The 15,494-nt window shown below is 56.0% G+C and carries 16 protein-coding genes; 5 read left to right on the plus strand and 11 right to left on the minus strand.

Features of this window, described 5'->3' with window-relative positions:
• The first annotated feature begins 59 nt into the window (after window positions 1-59).
• Both ACR0LH_RS12435 and ACR0LH_RS12440 read left to right on the plus strand, forming a co-directional pair.
• Window positions 60-1,325 carry an ROK family protein gene (locus ACR0LH_RS12435; protein WP_480721190.1) on the plus strand — a complete coding sequence of 422 codons (1,266 nt, stop codon included), beginning with the start codon at window positions 60-62 and terminating at the stop codon, window positions 1,323-1,325.
• Window positions 1,315-2,826 carry a CRTAC1 family protein gene (locus ACR0LH_RS12440; RefSeq protein ID WP_480721191.1) on the plus strand — a complete coding sequence of 504 codons (1,512 nt, stop codon included), beginning with the start codon at window positions 1,315-1,317 and terminating at the stop codon, window positions 2,824-2,826. The genes ACR0LH_RS12435 and ACR0LH_RS12440 overlap by 11 nt, the downstream gene beginning before the upstream one ends.
• Here ACR0LH_RS12440 and ACR0LH_RS12445 read toward each other — a convergent pair whose 3' ends face one another.
• The 3 genes from ACR0LH_RS12445 to xylB are packed head-to-tail and all read right to left on the minus strand — an operon-like array spanning window position 2,827 to window position 6,532.
• Entirely contained in the window at window positions 2,827-4,128 is a 1,302-nt protein-coding gene (locus ACR0LH_RS12445) for a cytochrome-c peroxidase (RefSeq protein ID WP_480721192.1), read from the minus strand.
• A complete protein-coding gene (locus ACR0LH_RS12450) occupies window positions 4,125-5,078 on the minus strand; it encodes an aldose epimerase family protein (RefSeq protein WP_480721194.1) in 954 nt (317 codons plus the stop codon). The genes ACR0LH_RS12445 and ACR0LH_RS12450 overlap by 4 nt, the downstream gene beginning before the upstream one ends.
• On the minus strand, window positions 5,078-6,532 hold the full coding sequence (gene xylB / locus ACR0LH_RS12455; protein ID WP_480721196.1) for a xylulokinase: 1,455 nt from the start codon (window positions 6,530-6,532) through the stop codon (window positions 5,078-5,080). The genes ACR0LH_RS12450 and xylB overlap by 1 nt, the downstream gene beginning before the upstream one ends.
• A 225-nt stretch (window positions 6,533-6,757) precedes the next feature.
• On the opposite strand from xylB, the gene ACR0LH_RS12460 reads away from it, so the two are divergent.
• Genes ACR0LH_RS12460 through ACR0LH_RS12470 form a run of 3 tightly spaced genes read left to right on the plus strand, consistent with a single transcriptional unit; the run spans window position 6,758 to window position 9,036 of the window.
• On the plus strand, window positions 6,758-6,943 hold the full coding sequence (locus tag ACR0LH_RS12460; RefSeq protein ID WP_480721197.1) for a hypothetical protein: 186 nt from the start codon (window positions 6,758-6,760) through the stop codon (window positions 6,941-6,943).
• A gap of 60 nt (window positions 6,944-7,003) precedes the next feature.
• Complete coding sequence (locus tag ACR0LH_RS12465) at window positions 7,004-8,245, plus strand: DUF3179 domain-containing (seleno)protein (RefSeq protein WP_480721198.1); 1,242 nt, start codon at window positions 7,004-7,006, stop codon at window positions 8,243-8,245.
• Between the two features lie 38 nt (window positions 8,246-8,283).
• Complete coding sequence (locus tag ACR0LH_RS12470; RefSeq protein WP_480721199.1) at window positions 8,284-9,036, plus strand: outer membrane protein; 753 nt, start codon at window positions 8,284-8,286, stop codon at window positions 9,034-9,036.
• A 78-nt stretch (window positions 9,037-9,114) separates the two neighbouring features.
• Here ACR0LH_RS12470 and ACR0LH_RS12475 read toward each other — a convergent pair whose 3' ends face one another.
• The 8 genes from ACR0LH_RS12475 to ACR0LH_RS12510 form a co-directional block, all read right to left on the minus strand.
• On the minus strand, window positions 9,115-9,561 hold the full coding sequence (locus ACR0LH_RS12475) for a hypothetical protein (RefSeq protein ID WP_170778387.1): 447 nt from the start codon (window positions 9,559-9,561) through the stop codon (window positions 9,115-9,117).
• 117 nt (window positions 9,562-9,678) lie between these two features.
• Entirely contained in the window at window positions 9,679-10,419 is a 741-nt protein-coding gene (locus ACR0LH_RS12480; protein ID WP_480721201.1) for an MbnP family protein, read from the minus strand.
• Window positions 10,419-11,540 carry a cytochrome-c peroxidase gene (locus ACR0LH_RS12485; protein ID WP_480721202.1) on the minus strand — a complete coding sequence of 374 codons (1,122 nt, stop codon included), beginning with the start codon at window positions 11,538-11,540 and terminating at the stop codon, window positions 10,419-10,421. The genes ACR0LH_RS12480 and ACR0LH_RS12485 overlap by 1 nt, the downstream gene beginning before the upstream one ends.
• Window positions 11,541-11,555: 15 nt before the next feature.
• Window positions 11,556-12,854, minus strand: a complete 1,299-nt coding sequence (locus ACR0LH_RS12490) for a hypothetical protein (protein WP_170804159.1) — start codon at window positions 12,852-12,854, stop codon at window positions 11,556-11,558.
• A gap of 287 nt (window positions 12,855-13,141) precedes the next feature.
• Window positions 13,142-13,702, minus strand: a complete 561-nt coding sequence (locus ACR0LH_RS12495) for a TetR/AcrR family transcriptional regulator (protein ID WP_170804160.1) — start codon at window positions 13,700-13,702, stop codon at window positions 13,142-13,144.
• Between the two features lie 268 nt (window positions 13,703-13,970).
• On the minus strand, window positions 13,971-14,525 hold the full coding sequence (gene comE / locus ACR0LH_RS12500; protein ID WP_170385743.1) for a sulfopyruvate decarboxylase subunit beta: 555 nt from the start codon (window positions 14,523-14,525) through the stop codon (window positions 13,971-13,973).
• Complete coding sequence (gene comD / locus ACR0LH_RS12505) at window positions 14,522-15,028, minus strand: sulfopyruvate decarboxylase subunit alpha (RefSeq protein WP_170385740.1); 507 nt, start codon at window positions 15,026-15,028, stop codon at window positions 14,522-14,524. Before comD ends, comE begins: the two co-directional genes overlap by 4 nt.
• Window positions 15,029-15,075: 47 nt before the next feature.
• Window positions 15,076-15,486 carry a universal stress protein gene (locus ACR0LH_RS12510; protein ID WP_170486300.1) on the minus strand — a complete coding sequence of 137 codons (411 nt, stop codon included), beginning with the start codon at window positions 15,484-15,486 and terminating at the stop codon, window positions 15,076-15,078.
• Between the last annotated feature and the right edge of the window lie 8 nt (window positions 15,487-15,494).

The following is a 15,494-nucleotide window of genomic DNA, read 5'->3' on the forward strand; positions in this document are numbered from 1 at the left end:
CTCACGATCTTGAGTATCATATTTAATTCAGCCAGTAAAATATTTACTCTGTTAGATTGATGGATTTCCAACTAGATTGGGGCAGCAACAAGATTCGCGAGATCAAGATGCTGAAAAGCAAGGTTTCTTCAAGCTCTGTGGACCAAAGAAATGCGACCCGCCTCAGGGTGCTGGAACATATCAGAACGCGAGGCTCGGTCTCGCGGATCGACATCGCGTCTGCGCTGCAAACCAGCCCGGCGACGGTCACCGCTGCGACCGCTGACCTTATCTCGGCTGGGCTGATAAAAGAGGTTGAGAGCGCCCCACCGTCCAAATCCGCCAAAAGAGGCCGACCGCGCGTTCTGCTACAGCTGGACGGGGGATCTTATCTGGTCGCCGGTCTGAAAGTTGCACGGCAATTCATTTCAGTCATCCTCGTCGACTTTGAAGGTAACGAGGTCGCCTCGCACAAATACGCTTTGGACAACGCGCGAATGTCCCCCGGTGATTTCGTGCAAGAGGTATGTCGCGCACTGGAAGAAACCTGCGCGGGGATTGATGGCGCAATCCAGAACCTGTCCGGCGTTTCAATCGGAATAGCGGGGCTGGTCGACGCCGAAAGGAATTTTGTCCACTGGTCCTCCTCGATTACAGATCGAAATGTTGATTTCAGTCGGCGGCTGGCGGATGCGTTGCACTGTCCTGCCTTCATAGAAAACGACGCCAACCTTGTCGCGAAAGCCGAGCAACTATTTGGCCTCGGCAAGGGTCTAAGAAACTTCTTGGTCGTTACGACAGAGCATGGCGTTGGGCTTGGCATCGTGCTTGGCGGCAAACTCTACCGCGGAGAGCGGGGCTGCGGCGCCGAATTTGGCCACGTCAAAGTTCAGCTTGATGGTGCGTTGTGCCAATGCGGTCAGCGTGGCTGCCTTGAGGCATATGTCGGGGATTATGCGCTTATTCGCGAAATGACCGTTGCCGGACATGACAGGCAGATGAACACTATTTCAGACATCCACGACCTTGCCAACGCGGGGAACGAAAGGGCAAGCTCGGTGCTTGCGCGGGCGGGGCAGATGTTCGGTCTTGGCGTCTCTAATCTGATCAACCTGTTTGACCCTGAATGCATTATTGTGTCCGGCCCTCATACGAGTTTCGGGCATCTGTGCTCCGAGGACGTCATGGCACGGATCCAAAGCGGAGTCGTCAAGGTGGATGCCCCCCTGCCCGAGATTAAGGTACATCATTGGGGCGACCTGATGTGGGCAAAGGGTGCCGCAGCCCACGGGATCGAACAGGTTTCGATCCTCAAGGTAAAGGAGCTTGCGGCGCATGCGTCCTGAGCTGATTGCTTTGGTCACACTGGCCACCGCAGCAACGGCCGAGGTCCAAGCGCCGCTTTTCAGCCGGGTGGAGTTGCCCTCTCATGTCTATGACGGTGGATGGGAACACTTCGTCGGTGGCGGTGTCGCCGTTTTCGACTGCAACGGCGACTCATTGCCGGAACTCTTTGTGGCGGGCGGGGCCAACCCTTCGCAACTGTTTCTGAACACCTCGGGACCAAAAGTCTCTTTCCAAACCAGCACACCTGATCACTTGGCGCTTACCGGCGTGACCGGCGCTTACCCCATTGATATCGACAGCGACGGAATGACGGACCTTGCCATTCTGCGTGTCGGTCAGGACATGCTTTTGCGGGGGCTGCCTGATTGCGCGTTCACCCCATTCACCACCCTGGACTTCCAGTCGGAAGATCACTGGACGACAGGGTTTTCCGCCACTTGGGAACAGGACCAGACTTTACCGACGCTGGCCTTTGGCACCTACGTGGATCGGTTCGATCCCAACGGTCCCTTTGAAACCTGCGGTCCGACGGTTCTGTATCGGCCTGATGGGAACACATATCGAAAGCCTCAGCACCTGGAGCCGGGATATTGCTCACTGTCCATCCTGTTTTCAGACTGGGCGAGACAGGGGCGCGCGGACCTGCGTGTCAGCAACGACCGCCATTACTATGTGCGCAACGGGCACGAGCAGCTTTGGGCGATGGAGACAGGGCCGCGTCTTTATACGCAGAACGACGGCTGGATACCTTATTCAATCTGGGGCATGGGCATCGCATCGCGCGACTTGACCGGAGACGGGTTCCCAGAGGTCTACCTGACGTCCATGGGCGACCAGAAGTTTCAGGTGTTCGACCCGGATGCCACTGGTCCGACGTGGCGCGATGCAACCTTTGAGAAAGGAACCACGGCGCACAGGCCCCACACCGGCGGTGATGGCAGACCCTCGACCGGATGGCACGCGCAGTTTGCCGATGTGAACAACGATGGGCTCGACGACATTTTCGTGGCCAAGGGCAACGTTGAGCAAATGCCAGACGCCGCGTTGAACGATCCGAACAATTTGCTGATCCAGAAACCGGACGGTCAATTTGTCGAGGCGGCCACCCAAGCGGGTATTGCGTCAATGTCCAAGTCCCGAGGCGCAGCCGTCGCCGATCTGAACAATGACGGCTGGCTTGATCTGGTGGTCGTCAATCGCGGCACTGATTTGGAGGTCAGTCAAAACCAGCGCGCAGAGGGGAATTGGCTGTTGGCTGACATCTCTCAGAACCGGCCAAATCGTCAAGCAGTCGGAGGATTTATCGAACTCAAGACCTCGCTTGGCGTCCAAACCCGCGAGATTACGATCGGCGGCGGTCACGCCGGAGGCATTGCAGGGCTTCATCATTTTGGGTTGGGAGGCGACGACACCGTGCGTCTGCGCGTCATCTGGCCAGATGGGAATACAACAAAGTGGCAGGAATACCCATCAAACCAGATCGTCCAAATTCACCGGTGATCAACGATCAATCGCAAGACCACTCGGAACCTGACTTGGAACGCCCAACCGTTCCGCCGGGTCTTCAAGACTGGTCAGAAAGCTAAGGATCGCGCGGACTTCCTGATCAGACAGGCTGACCGGCGACAGATCGCTGGACAGTGCTATCTTATCGATGTGATCTGCATCCTCCAAAGCCAAATGATCTTGCGCCTGCGGCCAGTCTGGAAGCGTCGCGTCATCCACAGCGTAGCGATGCAAGGATGTGACCGGATCAAGGTGGTGGCGGACCATATCTTCGAGACGGCCAAACGCTCCGTTATGGCCGTATGGTGCGGTCAGGGTCACGTTGCGCAGGGATGGAGTTCTGAACGCAAACGCGTCCTCAGGGTCCCCCGTAACGCGCAGACGTCCGTCATCTCTGACGTGGCTTTCAAACCTCGCCGCCTTTCCCGGCCCGATTTGAGGCAGCGCGATCGAATGGAACTTGTGATCCGTCTGCAGCCAACCCGAGTGACACGCGTTGCACCCGGCCTTGCCGTAAAACAACGTCATCCCCTGCCGAGCCTCATCAGGCAGGTCTTCATCGCCCCTCATGGCCCGGTCAAACGGGCTGTTATCGGCGCGCCATTCAAACGCAATGAAGTCGGCAATCACGTTGGCAATTACGGTGAACGAGATAGCCTCGCCCGGTGCGACTTCTTCAAATCGCTGCCGGTACTCTGGAATTTCCGCAACCCGCGCCGCGATCAGATCCCATGCGCCGCCTTCCTGCGTCAAAAGCCCAAGGCGCACTGATTTGCTCACCTCATTCTCGGAATAGTGGCCCGCCATTTCGTCGGGTGACAAAACAGGGAACATGGCCTGAGCTGCCAATGCGGATTTAAACCCCGGCCTCATATGCGTCCCCAGCGGGGTTCTGATCCCGTTGGGCTGGCTTGGGTCCGCTTCCAGCCGCCCATCGTGAAAGAACGTCGTGAATTGGGTTGCTCCGAGGTTCCAAAGACCCGGAGAATTCCGCGGTATCCGCTGTTCGGGCAGATTTGCGGGGTCAAGCCGGCGGTCGGCTCCTAATCCGACACCGCCCTCGCCTATTCCAAGTGACACGCCATCCGACGTGCCAAGCTTGGGGTGGTGGCAGGTTGCACAACTGATGTTTCGGTTTCCTGACAGGATCGGATCGTAAAATAGCAGTTGCCCCAACTGGGCGCTTGCCAGATCCGGCTCTACGAACTTGGGCGCGGGTCCAAGTGGCTGGGCAGCAGCGCTGTCGGCGTGAACACTGAACCCGAGAGTGGCTATGACAATGGCCCGTAAGCTCATGCCAACCCCTCGGACACCTCTAGGGCAAGCACCTGTCGATACGGTTTTTCAGGGCTGCACAAGATAGAAGGAAACGTCGCAATATTGACCGCGTTCGGATAGCCGGACGGCTCAATGCAAAGCCCTGCCCGGCTGAAAAACGGATGGGCCATCTTCGCCCCGGAATATATCTGCGCCCCAGGCTGGTCGGACATGACAGACAGTCGCAAACCGGACGGGGACGTAAAATCTGCGATCGGCGCATCAAGGGCTCGGTCGGGATCAAAACAATAGTAGTGATCCAAATCTTCGGGCGCGCTTTGGACAGTTTTGGCTTTCGTGAAATCCAAATGCCCAGCGCACGCCTCGATCGTTGCACCCGTTGCGCATCCAGAAGCGTCTAATTCAAGAATCCTTTGAGACGCAAGTCTCAACCTATGCGCCGAGATACCCTCAGCGCTCCCAAGCGAATAATAGTTGTGCTGCGCAATGCTGATCGGGGTGGGCCGGTCCGGGAAGGCTTGGATCGTATAAACAAGACGCGGGCAGTCCAACTTGACGTTGACTTCAAACCTGACAGTTCCCGGGAAACCATCTTCTCCGTCTTGGGAAATCAGGCTCAGGGCTGCCTCTGCCTGCGAAACATGCTCTAACGCCCAGTTGCGATGAGACAAACCAACCGCCCCACCGTGCAAGGTGTTCCCGTGTTCGTTCGCTGTCAGCTCGACCCTTTCGTTGCCGAGATCGAATTGAGCCCCTGAGATCCGATTGGCAACCCGGCCAACGATTGCCCCCAAATAGTTTGTATCGGACACATACGCCTGCGGATCATCGTACCCAAGGATCAGGGGCGTGCCCTTGTGCCACCAGCCCTGAGTTATGGCGCCATAGCTCAGCAGGCAAACCCGCATATCGCCATCCGTCAGCACGGCCTGCTCAAGTTGGGGTTGGTTTTGGGTATCCCCGTTCATCACTTAGCCAAGGATGCCAGCGCCTTATAATACTGCCTATAGCGCTGATATTCACTTTCATAGACGTCCACGAATTCATCGCGCGGATCTATGGTTTCGTTAATGGCAGGCGGAGTCATTACGTCTGCCGGGCTTGAGTTCGTGACGGCACAGATAGCCAGACGAGCCGCACCTATTGCCGCGCCAAATTCGCTGCCCGCTGGCAGAGCAAGAGGTGTCTTCAAAACCGTGGCCAGTGTTTCCAACCAGAACCGAGACTTTGCGCCGCCGCCAACCGCCAGCAATCGACCCGGTTCGGTCCCCGTGCTTTTCAAAGCCTCAAGACAATCACGCATCGCGAAAGCAACTCCCTCCATCACGGATCGTGTCAAGTCCAACGGGTTCGACGCAATGTCCACACCCAGAAAAGCAGCCCGTATGTTGCTGTCATTATGCGGCGTTCTTTCACCCGATAGATAGGGCAAGAAGGTAATAGGCGATGGACCGTCCACAGAGTCGGGCAAATCGCCCGCCAAATCCTCGACCGGACGGCCCAGATTTTGCGACAGCCAGTTCATGCTGTTTGTTGCTGAAAGAATAACACCCATCTGAATCCACCGCTCGGGCACGGCGTGGCAAAAGCAGTGGACTGCGGTATCCGGCGCAGGCGCGTACTGCTCGGTCGCGACAAGCAATACGCCCGAGGTGCCAAGCGACAGAAATCCCGTTCCATCCTTTACGCTGCCGATACCGCAGGCTGCGGCGGCGTTGTCACCGGCACCCCCTGCAACGATCACCTTCCCGGATAGTCCCCATTCTTGCAGCAGCTCGGTGCGCAGCTCGCCCCCCGGTTCGCTTCCCTCGACCAAACGGGGCATTTGATCCAGCCGCATGTGACTGAGGCTCAGCGCCCTTTCCGACCAGCACCGAGCACCGACATCCACCCACGAAGTGCCAGCACTGTCGGACAGGTCGCTGACATACTCGCCGGTCAACCAGAGCCGAAGGTAGTCTTTCGGCAATAAAACCTTTGCAGTTTCCGAAAACACCTCGGGTTCATGTGCCCTCACCCATTCCAGCTTGGGCGCTGTGAAGCCCGGAAAAACAATGTTCCCCGAAATGGCACGCATCTCGGGGTTCTGATCCAATACCTTTGCCTGTTCAGACGACCGGGTGTCGTTCCAAAGAATACAAGGCCTTAGAACCCTCCCGTCCGAGTTCAGCAAGGTCGCCCCGTGCATATGCCCGCTCAGCCCGATTCCGCGTAAGGCGGCAAAAGCCTGTTCGTTTTCAGACCGAAGCGTTGCAACAACCTTCTTGCAAGCATCAACCCAGTCTTGCGGCGATTGCTCGGACCAACCCGGATGCGGTGCCGAGGTTGAAATGCTGGCTTCCGCATCGCACACAACACTGCCAGCTTCGTCTACGAGAATTCCCCGCAGACCTGACGTCCCCAAGTCTAATCCAAGATACAATTTGACAGTCCACCATTATTTTTAACAAGTAAAATAATTAATGTCAGGATCAAGTCAATGCTGCAATGCCTATCACTCGTTTCACCTGTGTCGGCACTTCCCAAGACCAAAAGCAGGACAGCTCAACAGTCTCGAGACTTGTCAGACTTACATAGTAATGTTTCTATGTGATCAGCACGTTATTCAGAAAACAGGACTTTCAATCTCACCTTTGGGAGGAACAGAATGAAATTGCATTGCTTGGCCGTTTTTTCGGCGGGCCTGATTTGTGCTCAGGCCCATGCACAGAAAGGGCCAACCCAGCATGATGCAGAGTTCTATGTTCTTCAGACCCAACACGCCCAGCAATGGGACCGGGATGATACAGCGGTCAAGGCATTCCTCGCCAAGCAAAGTTCGTCACAACAATAGCCTGAAACCTTTCGCCTAGCATCGGCGGCGGTCGCACTTTTGGAACATCAGGGATCACTTATGGCAGCAAACGTAATATTCGCACTCAGCTTGATCGTATCGCTTGGCATCGGTTTCATCTACTTCCGTGATCTGGGCGACGTTTCGCAGATGCTATTGAAAGTAAAGCGCAAAAACATGGTGCGCTTCATACGCCACGAATACCGGCTGATTGCTGTCGGGTTGGGCGGTTTTGCAGTGGCCACGCTTGTTCACTTTATCTTTGGCAGTGGACCTTTGTGGCTTTGGGTCATCTCGGCACTACTCGTGATTTTCCTTTATGGTTTTCCTTATGTCTGGGTGCATCTGGGGCTGCGAAACCAACTCAACGACGCCGCGTTCTTTCCCATTTCCGAAGCCCGAAAATACGTCGGCCCGTCGGCGCCCGTTATCGTGATTGAAAACAACGGGCATGCGCGTGCGCACCCGGACGCCCAGATCATGCGGCCTCATCTAGCTGGCGACGTGAATGGATTGGGCGGCGAGGACATCGTGATGACCTACTGCGCGATGGCAAATCTCGGGCAGGGCTACGCTCCTCGGATCGAGGGCAAACGACTGGATCTGGAGGTTCTGGCACAACATGGGAACAACCTGATCCTGCGCGACAATGAAACCGGCGAGCCGATACAGCATATCTATGGATTTCGCGAGGCCGACCTTGACCCAAATGCGGACGGGCTGGCATGCCCCCTTCGGCCCGAAGCTCAGATGACCCCCTGGCCGACTTACCGCATGACCTTCCGCGGCTTTCAGAAAGCCTTTCCCGAAGGCGAAGTCTTTCTCAACAAGCCCTCACCAAATCCCGTTCTGCGCCTACTGGACATGGTGACCGAGATCACCTTTGGCTGGGGGATCGGTCGCCAGCATCAAGAAGACGCCCCGGTCATGGATAATATGGAACGGTCTGACAACCGTCTGCCCAACAAGACCTACGTTTGGGGGATCACGATTGGCAACGACGCCGCCTGCTGGACGGACGACTTCGTCGTCGAGAATAACTGGGCCGTCAACGCAAGTGTCGGTGGACGCGATGTGGTCGTCAGTCTGGACCCCAAATACGAAAGCCTTGGCGTGTGGTACAATGACAGCGGCAAGCCTGTGACTCGCTGCGACTTTTGGGGCATGTCGGATCAGGGCAGGCTGAAACGGGTCGAAACGCTGCGCGCTGGTGTTTTCTGGCACGTCTGGTCCGAGTTCTTTCCAGACACCGACATCAACCGCTCGGCACTTGGATCGAACAACAGTGAGGCGGCCGCCTAACCTTACAGTACAACGCTTTGCGATCTTGGGAGGGACCAATGAGAACAACCGAAAGGCTAAGAAAAACAGCATTGAAACTGGCGTTAGCCGTGGCGCTGCCAACCTCTGTTTCCGCGCAGCAGTCTGATTGGTCTTATCAAGCAACGATTTACCTGTTTACTCCTGAAACCAAAGTCTCGCAGGAAACACCCAATGGCAAGGTAGAGGGAACGCTGTCCTTCGCAGACGCGCTTGAAAACCTTGACCTTGCCTTTATGGGGACGTTTGCCGCGACGAACGGGCGGTGGTCGTTACTAGCGGATTACAACTATACCGACCTCTCGTTCAGCAACACCACCCCCGGCCCCGCCAGCTCTGGCGTGGAAACATCTCTTACCACTCAATTTCTAAGCGGATATGTGGGCTACCGGGTCCTGACCACGGACACGTCAACGGTTGATGTCGCCGGAGGGTTCAGATGGTTCCGCACTCAGACAGATTTTACTGTTCTGCCGGGAACTGCACCGGGCCGCATGGTCAACATCGACGAGAGCTGGACCGACCCCGTGATCGGGGTTAGAGCCCGCGTTGATTTCAACGACAGATGGTCCGGGACGGGCTTTTTCGACTATGGCGGTTTCACGAATGACAGCGAAACATGGCAAGTTCTTCTGACTGCGGACTACGCCATCAACGACAGGTGGCTGCTTAGGGGCGGATACCGTTACATCTCGTTTGACCACGAGATTAACGGAGGCGACTTCAAGTTCGAACAATCCGGCCCACTGTTTGGTGCAACCTACCGCTTTTGAGTTTGGCGAGTGCGATGAGAAGCGGTCTCATGTGGTGTTCCGCCAGCATCCGGTTGCGTTTCTCGCAAGGAATACGGCTCAGGTTAGAGGTACCTTGATGCGCTGCGGGGTGGCACCTGCGAACCATTGCTGCGGCCTTGAGACAGACATGTTCTGATGTGCTTGCTCCACCCATGTGCGCACTTGCAAAAGGACCACCGCCCCGCCCACAACAATGGTGGCCCCAATCACCGGAGAGGCCGCAATCTCGTAGCTTTGCGTGCTGGAAATCCACAAGGCAAAACCCAAACGGGTCACGGCCACGGCATCCGTTACTCGGGTCAGCTTGGGAAGGAAATAGGAAGTGATTGCCGATGCACACACGACCAATCCCATGTAGACAAATCCCACAAGCACAGGAAGCGGCAGCCCCATGCGTGTGACGTCAACATGCGAATACAGCACAAAACCTGCGGAAAACGCCAAAAATGCGATTGAATAGAGCCTGCGCTTTTCCCGGTCGATATGTTTGACGATGCGGTTCACTGGGGCTCCTATGCCAACTGACTTGACCTTTCTGGAGCCCGAATTTGCAGTTGATCTGACAAAATCAGGGCGGAATTTTGACTTTGTTTCCCCAACCGTTCCCGTTCAGCGCGCCTGTCATTCCGCGTTCAAGGATTCCGGTGCAATCATATCCGCGTAGTTTTCGGCCAGCAGGCTGGCATCGGTGCGATTGAATTTGACCGAAGGCAGCACCTGCATGTCGATCTGCGACGCGCCGTCGAACAGTTTCGATAGGTCCACGTTCAGGTGTATCGTGGTCTCAGACGAAAGCTCGGGCGGCAGCGCGATCGACACTTCCCGCGCATTTTCAGAAAAACCCACATGATATACCAGCGGGGACACGGCTTCTCCGATACGGAGCGCACCCTCAAAGACAACAAACTTGTATCCCACCTCCCAATTCCAGGCCATCTGGCTGTTCGGGTCCAGTTCTCCGCGTGCTTCGATCGAGCCATTGGCCTCGGGATCTACGCCGATTAGAAACCGCACTTCCTCGACCGAGCGCAACGGAACCTTGGGCAACTCGATCGTATGGGTTGTTTCGGGATTATCAAATCTCAGCAGATGATAACTGTCCGGTTCCGCAAAGGTTTTCTCGCCCTGAACCAATGTCAGATTGCTGGCGAAAAACCGAAAGTCACGCACTCGAAACACCCCTGATCCACCTGGGTTTTCGTAGATGAACTCGTCATACACCAACGGATCATCTCCCATTCGGGCATGGAAGGACAAAGTCACGTCTGTCTCTCTCTGAGATTTGGAGGCCAGAACGAACCAAGCTCCGATTACCAGAACCAAAAGAAAGGCAAGACCGGTCATGACGTTGGATCGTTCCATCAGGTGTCTCCTGCGAGCGGGTCGGAAAACAGCGGATTTTCCAGAAAAGCAGTGTCGGTCAGGGTGTTCAGAAATGCGATGATCGCGTCCGTCTCCTCTGGTGTCATACGCAGCCCGACGGTGCCCGATGCCCTATCCGGCGCATTGTCGGCCTCAAGGATCAATGGGCTTAACGTATCGCTGACCACGATCCCGTCATTGTAATGAGCCATGACCTCCTCCAGCGTCGCAAATCGCCCGTCGTGCATGTAAGGAGCGGTCACAGCAATGTTTCGCAGCGTTGGAACCTTGAAAAACCCCTTGTGGGCAGAGTTGCCCGTGACTGCCATCAGTCCCGGCGCAAGCGCGTGATCCGGGTCCAGCCCGTTATTCGAGAACCCGTCGAACGCATCCCGAAAACCCGAGGTCAAGAACTGGCTGTGACAATCGATACAGTTTCCTCCCCGCAACGAGACCTTCGTGTCCGGGTGTGCCATGAAAAGTTTGCGCCCATGTTCTTCCTGAGCGGTCAAGCGCACCTCGCCGCGCAAGTATTTGTCGTACTTGGAGTCGGACGAAATCAACATCCGCATGAAACTCGACAAGGCCCGCGCGATATTGTCTGCGCTGACGTCCCCATAAGCATCACGAAACATCCTGCGGTACTTGCCCGAGGCGGACAGCTCCTCAATCAGCTCTCCTATGTCCTGGCCCATCTCGTCGGGGTGCTGAATCGGCATCAGCGCCTGTTCCTCCAGCGAGGCGGCGCGGCCGTCCCAAAAGAACCGTTCCTGCCCCCACAGAAGGTTCGCCAGACTCATTGAGCTAAAGTCCAGCTCGCCGCCGGAAAGGGCTGGTGATCTGGCGCGCCCATCCGTAAACGCCAACGCCTGCACATGGCAGGACGCGCAGGACACCTCGTTATTGCCAGATAGCATGGGATCATAAAAAAGATGCCTGCCAAGGGCGAACCCTTCTTCCGTCAGGGGGTTGTCCGGCGGAACGGCAAAACGTCCAAACACAAATGGGGCCGCGAAATTCGCGATCGGCGTCGGGGACGGAGCGCGGACACGATCCCAGATCAGCCACCCCGCCACCACCAGAACGGCGGTTGCGGTCATGGCGAGAATTACCCGATGCATGGTGCCCTCAGGTTGCTAGTGATGGTGTACGAAACCCGAACCGAACAACCCTTCAACGTTGTCCACACCCTTGTTGTAGCGCTCTTTGAAGTTAACGGTTGCGATACGTTCGCCGGTTTCAAGGTCATGAACCGAGATGGTATGCGCGTTCAGGTCCGCTATGAAATCCACATCCGTCGGGTCGTCTTCGGCCCCGTTCCCCAGATTGAGCAGATTGTTCTGGATCGCGATCAGTTCCCGCCCCGAGGCCGAGGTAAAAAAGATCATATGATGCGCCCCCGGATCGGCGACGATATCCGGGCCGCTGGATACCAGTTCCGGCAAGGCGGCCAATTCGTAACGTTTTACGACCCCGGGCAGCGCATGAGAGATGAACAGCTCATCTTCGGTGCCGTAAAACTCCAGCGGGACTGCCGTATCATTGGCTACGCCGCTGTAGATGACTTCGGGCGCGCCAAACGTTTTGGAGCCGGCGTCATAAGGCACTTTCCAGGTTTCAAACCCGAACATCGTGTTTGCAAGGATTGCTGGCTGGATTTCCGGGTGCATGCCGGGGCGCGCAAACAGAACCTCGACCGGCGAGGACGGGAAATCCAACGGCTTTTCTTTTTCGACCAGTATATTCTCGATGGGCTCAAGAGTGTTCAGGTCGATGATTGTCAGAACATTGCCAACACCGGTGGCCAGATCCGGGTGCACGGTCGAGGTTACAACCATGCGGTCCTCAAAGGCTGAAATCCCGTGCGGATACATGATATAAGGCTCACCCTCACCCACCTGGCTTTTGCGTGCTTCAATGATTTTGACGACTTCGTTTGTCTGCGGGTCGAACACGCCTACTGATCCACCGTCATCGCCACCAGTACCGCCCATGAACGTGACGAACATGTATTCCTGCCCGTTGGAGGTCGTCCACATGATGTCTTCCCCCACCATCTGCCCTTGGGTATCCAGACAGGTGAACCCAGAGATCACGGGTGCTCCGTTTGAATCACGCGACAAACCGATCTCGGCCAGACTGCAAGACGGATCCAGCCCGGTCGAATACAGCCTGCCATTTGGACTATAATACAAATGGTGCAGAGGGTGTTCGATGTCGGGCTGTTCCACTTCACTCAGGATTTCCCCGAAACGGTCAGACTCCGGGTCCAGCTCAACAATTGCCACGCTGTGTTTCGTGTCCAATGTCGGCAATCCTCGCAGCAGCACCATCCCCTGACTTTCCTCGCGGTTCTGCGCCTGTGCCGATGACATTCCGATCAATATCAGGCCAGAGCCAAACAAGATGCCTTGCACTAAACGACTGAATCTCATGGTCTTTCCCCTTGTGATGCAGTTATGAAAATAGCAGCGCGAAATATGCTTTACCTTACGTCATATCACATGGTGGGATTTGCGCCAAACCAACCACCAGTGGACGTCAGACGAGATGGCTGCCGGCCCTTAGACGGCTGGCAGAAAATTCAATAACAGAACGGACCTTGGGGGACTGTTCCGCATCGCACGGTCGTCAGGCTCGCCCCCCAGACTCGATGATACGAAAGCCAACAACCACGCGTTGCTGATCTGTGTCGCGACCAAAACGAAGCAGTGCCGCGCTTTTAATCCTCTGGAAACATTGCCTTGAGCAACCGACGGATATCTGCCGCAAAGTCTTCCTTTGTCTGCGCAACAACCATCGCGCCACGGGCCGCAGTAATCAAAAGGTAAGACAGGTCCTGCGCACGTTCAGGGGATGAAGCCAGGCCTTGACGCAGCAGGAACTCACCCACCTTGGCCAAATATGCCTCTGGCCAGTTTTCCGGCTGCGCGGCGGCCACGTCCAGCGCGTTCTCAAGCAGTTCGGCCCCGTGGTGTGTTCTGGACAATTCCAGCGAGTCACCCACGACGTACAGCAGAACCTTTTCCAGAACCTCTAGCGGTGCACCATCCGCCTTTTCCATAACCGAGAAGACATCGCGGTACAAATTCTCCATGTAGGTCTTCAGCGCCCAAGTATAGCACGCCTCTTTGGACCCGAACTTCTTGTAGATAGACTGGCGCGACAACCCGACAGCCCGCGCAATTTCTTCCATAGACGTTTTACGAAAACCGTATTGGGCGACGACATTCATGATATCGCGCGGGTCAACACCCGAGATTGTAGAAGAAACTATCATCATTCAACTTTCCAAAATCCAGTCCCGCGATAAAACGGCAGCGGTTCCGGCTGTTGATTTTCCCCGTCCGCGATCGCGGTTGGGAAGCCACGACTTTCCCGCCCTGACTTTACCAATTGCACTCGGCTTACATAAGTTATCCACTTTGCCAACAGCTTAAAGGCGTGTCGCAGGCATTGCAAATTCACCCAAGGGTTGGGTGCTCAAAAAAACCGCCGCCTGCGCAATAACAGGGCGGCGGATTGAACATGTGCAGACTGCGACGGTCAGCTCAGGACTGAACCGCCTTCATGAACCGGTCGCGGATGACGACGGGGTCCATCGTAATCGGAGGCATTTTCGCGTTACCGCTTTCACACTTGCTAACGATGATCGTCATCTGCTTGGCGTCCAGTGCCTCTTGCAACACGCGGCCCGTATCCTCTGCCTGACATTCGATCACCCGTTCACAGCCCGCCGCCTCAGCCATTTTAGCAAGCGAGGTTTTCTGCCCGGCATATGTCGGCTGATCACCGGTCGATCCATATGACCCATTATCGACGATCAGCAGGATGTAATTGTCAGCCACGTTATTTGCAATTGTGGGCAGCGTGCCAAGATTGGTCAAAACGGACCCATCGCCGTCGATGACGATAACCGGCTTAGGTTGCGCAAGCGCCAAGCCCAAACCGATGGATGAGGCCAGCCCCATCGTTCCCAGCATGTAGAAATTGGTCGGCTGATCGTCGATTGCGTGTAGCTCCTGACTGGGGATGCCAATATTGCAGACCACAAGCTGATCCCGCAGGATCGGAGCGATTTCTTTAAGGATTTCTGAACGTATCATTGGTCGCCGTAGCCTCCCCAAAAGTTGGCATCGGTCAGAATGGCGACCGGCTTGTTGCACATGAACGTGTATTTCAGGATCGCATCCAGTTCCTCGACATCTGCCTGATGATGGAAGTGGTAGGTCGGGATGTTCAACTGGGCAAGCAGCGCCTTGGTATGCACCGCCATTTCAACCTGACAGGCGATCGGTTCGCGCAGTTCCCCGCGGTACGAGATCAACATGGGCAAAGGCATCCGGTAATACTGAATCAACGTCGCAAGCGTGTTGATCGTCACGCCGATTGCCGTGTTCTGCATGATGATGGCCGGGCGCTTCCCGCCCATCCATGCACCTGCGCACAGGCCCATCCCCTCATCCTCTTTGTTGGAGGGGATGTGGTAGATGCCTTCGCGCTCATCAATCTCAGCGATGACGCCCGCAAGTTGCTTGCACGGGACGGTGGTGACGAACGAGATATCGTTGGCCATCAGATCATCCGTGATCTTTTTGTCTATGTTCATGTCCGGTCTGTCAGTCCTGATTTGGGCGCAAAGGCGCGATTGACGAATTACGGCCTGCGGTGCACATGCACGGCACAGGCTGCGTGACGGACGACACGCGACGCGGTCGACCCTAGGAAATAGTCGCTGAGGCCGGGTTTGTGCGACCCTATGACGATGCATTCAACATCGTTGTCATTGGCATAGTCGATAATGGTTCGCGCCGTGTGCCCTTTGACGATGTCGCACTTTATCCCGTCCACGCCCGACACCTTGTCGCGCAGCAGGTTGCGGGCCGCGCGAAACCCTTCGGCGACCACGTCCTTGTCCAGATATGCGCTGACCGACCCTTGCGGCATTTCATAGACATGCAGGGCTATGATCTCGCTGTCTTCGGCAGACAAGGCACGCGCGACCTGCAATGTATGCGGTGACAACCCATGATCCAGCGCCATCGGCACGAGAATTTTCTTGTACATAAAAACCT

Source organism: Ruegeria sp. CL6, assembly GCF_056536465.1.

Excerpts from the sequence above, each read along its gene's own strand:
- ACR0LH_RS12465 (WP_480721198.1), top strand. The coding sequence starts at position 7,004 with ATGGCAGCAAACGTAATATTCGCACTCAGCTTGATCGTATCGCTTGGC.
- ACR0LH_RS12490 (WP_170804159.1), bottom strand. The coding sequence starts at position 12,854 with ATGAGATTCAGTCGTTTAGTGCAAGGCATCTTGTTTGGCTCTGGCCTG.
- ACR0LH_RS12510 (WP_170486300.1), bottom strand. The coding sequence starts at position 15,486 with ATGTACAAGAAAATTCTCGTGCCGATGGCGCTGGATCATGGGTTGTCA.
- ACR0LH_RS12495 (WP_170804160.1), bottom strand. The coding sequence starts at position 13,702 with ATGATGATAGTTTCTTCTACAATCTCGGGTGTTGACCCGCGCGATATC.
- ACR0LH_RS12480 (WP_480721201.1), bottom strand. The coding sequence starts at position 10,419 with ATGGAACGATCCAACGTCATGACCGGTCTTGCCTTTCTTTTGGTTCTG.
- comE (WP_170385743.1), bottom strand. The coding sequence starts at position 14,525 with ATGATACGTTCAGAAATCCTTAAAGAAATCGCTCCGATCCTGCGGGAT.
- ACR0LH_RS12485 (WP_480721202.1), bottom strand. The coding sequence starts at position 11,540 with ATGCATCGGGTAATTCTCGCCATGACCGCAACCGCCGTTCTGGTGGTG.
- ACR0LH_RS12435 (WP_480721190.1), top strand. The coding sequence starts at position 60 with ATGGATTTCCAACTAGATTGGGGCAGCAACAAGATTCGCGAGATCAAG.
- ACR0LH_RS12445 (WP_480721192.1), bottom strand. The coding sequence starts at position 4,128 with ATGAGCTTACGGGCCATTGTCATAGCCACTCTCGGGTTCAGTGTTCAC.
- comD (WP_170385740.1), bottom strand. The coding sequence starts at position 15,028 with ATGAACATAGACAAAAAGATCACGGATGATCTGATGGCCAACGATATC.
- ACR0LH_RS12440 (WP_480721191.1), top strand. The coding sequence starts at position 1,315 with ATGCGTCCTGAGCTGATTGCTTTGGTCACACTGGCCACCGCAGCAACG.
- ACR0LH_RS12460 (WP_480721197.1), top strand. The coding sequence starts at position 6,758 with ATGAAATTGCATTGCTTGGCCGTTTTTTCGGCGGGCCTGATTTGTGCT.
- ACR0LH_RS12470 (WP_480721199.1), top strand. The coding sequence starts at position 8,284 with ATGAGAACAACCGAAAGGCTAAGAAAAACAGCATTGAAACTGGCGTTA.
- ACR0LH_RS12450 (WP_480721194.1), bottom strand. The coding sequence starts at position 5,078 with ATGAACGGGGATACCCAAAACCAACCCCAACTTGAGCAGGCCGTGCTG.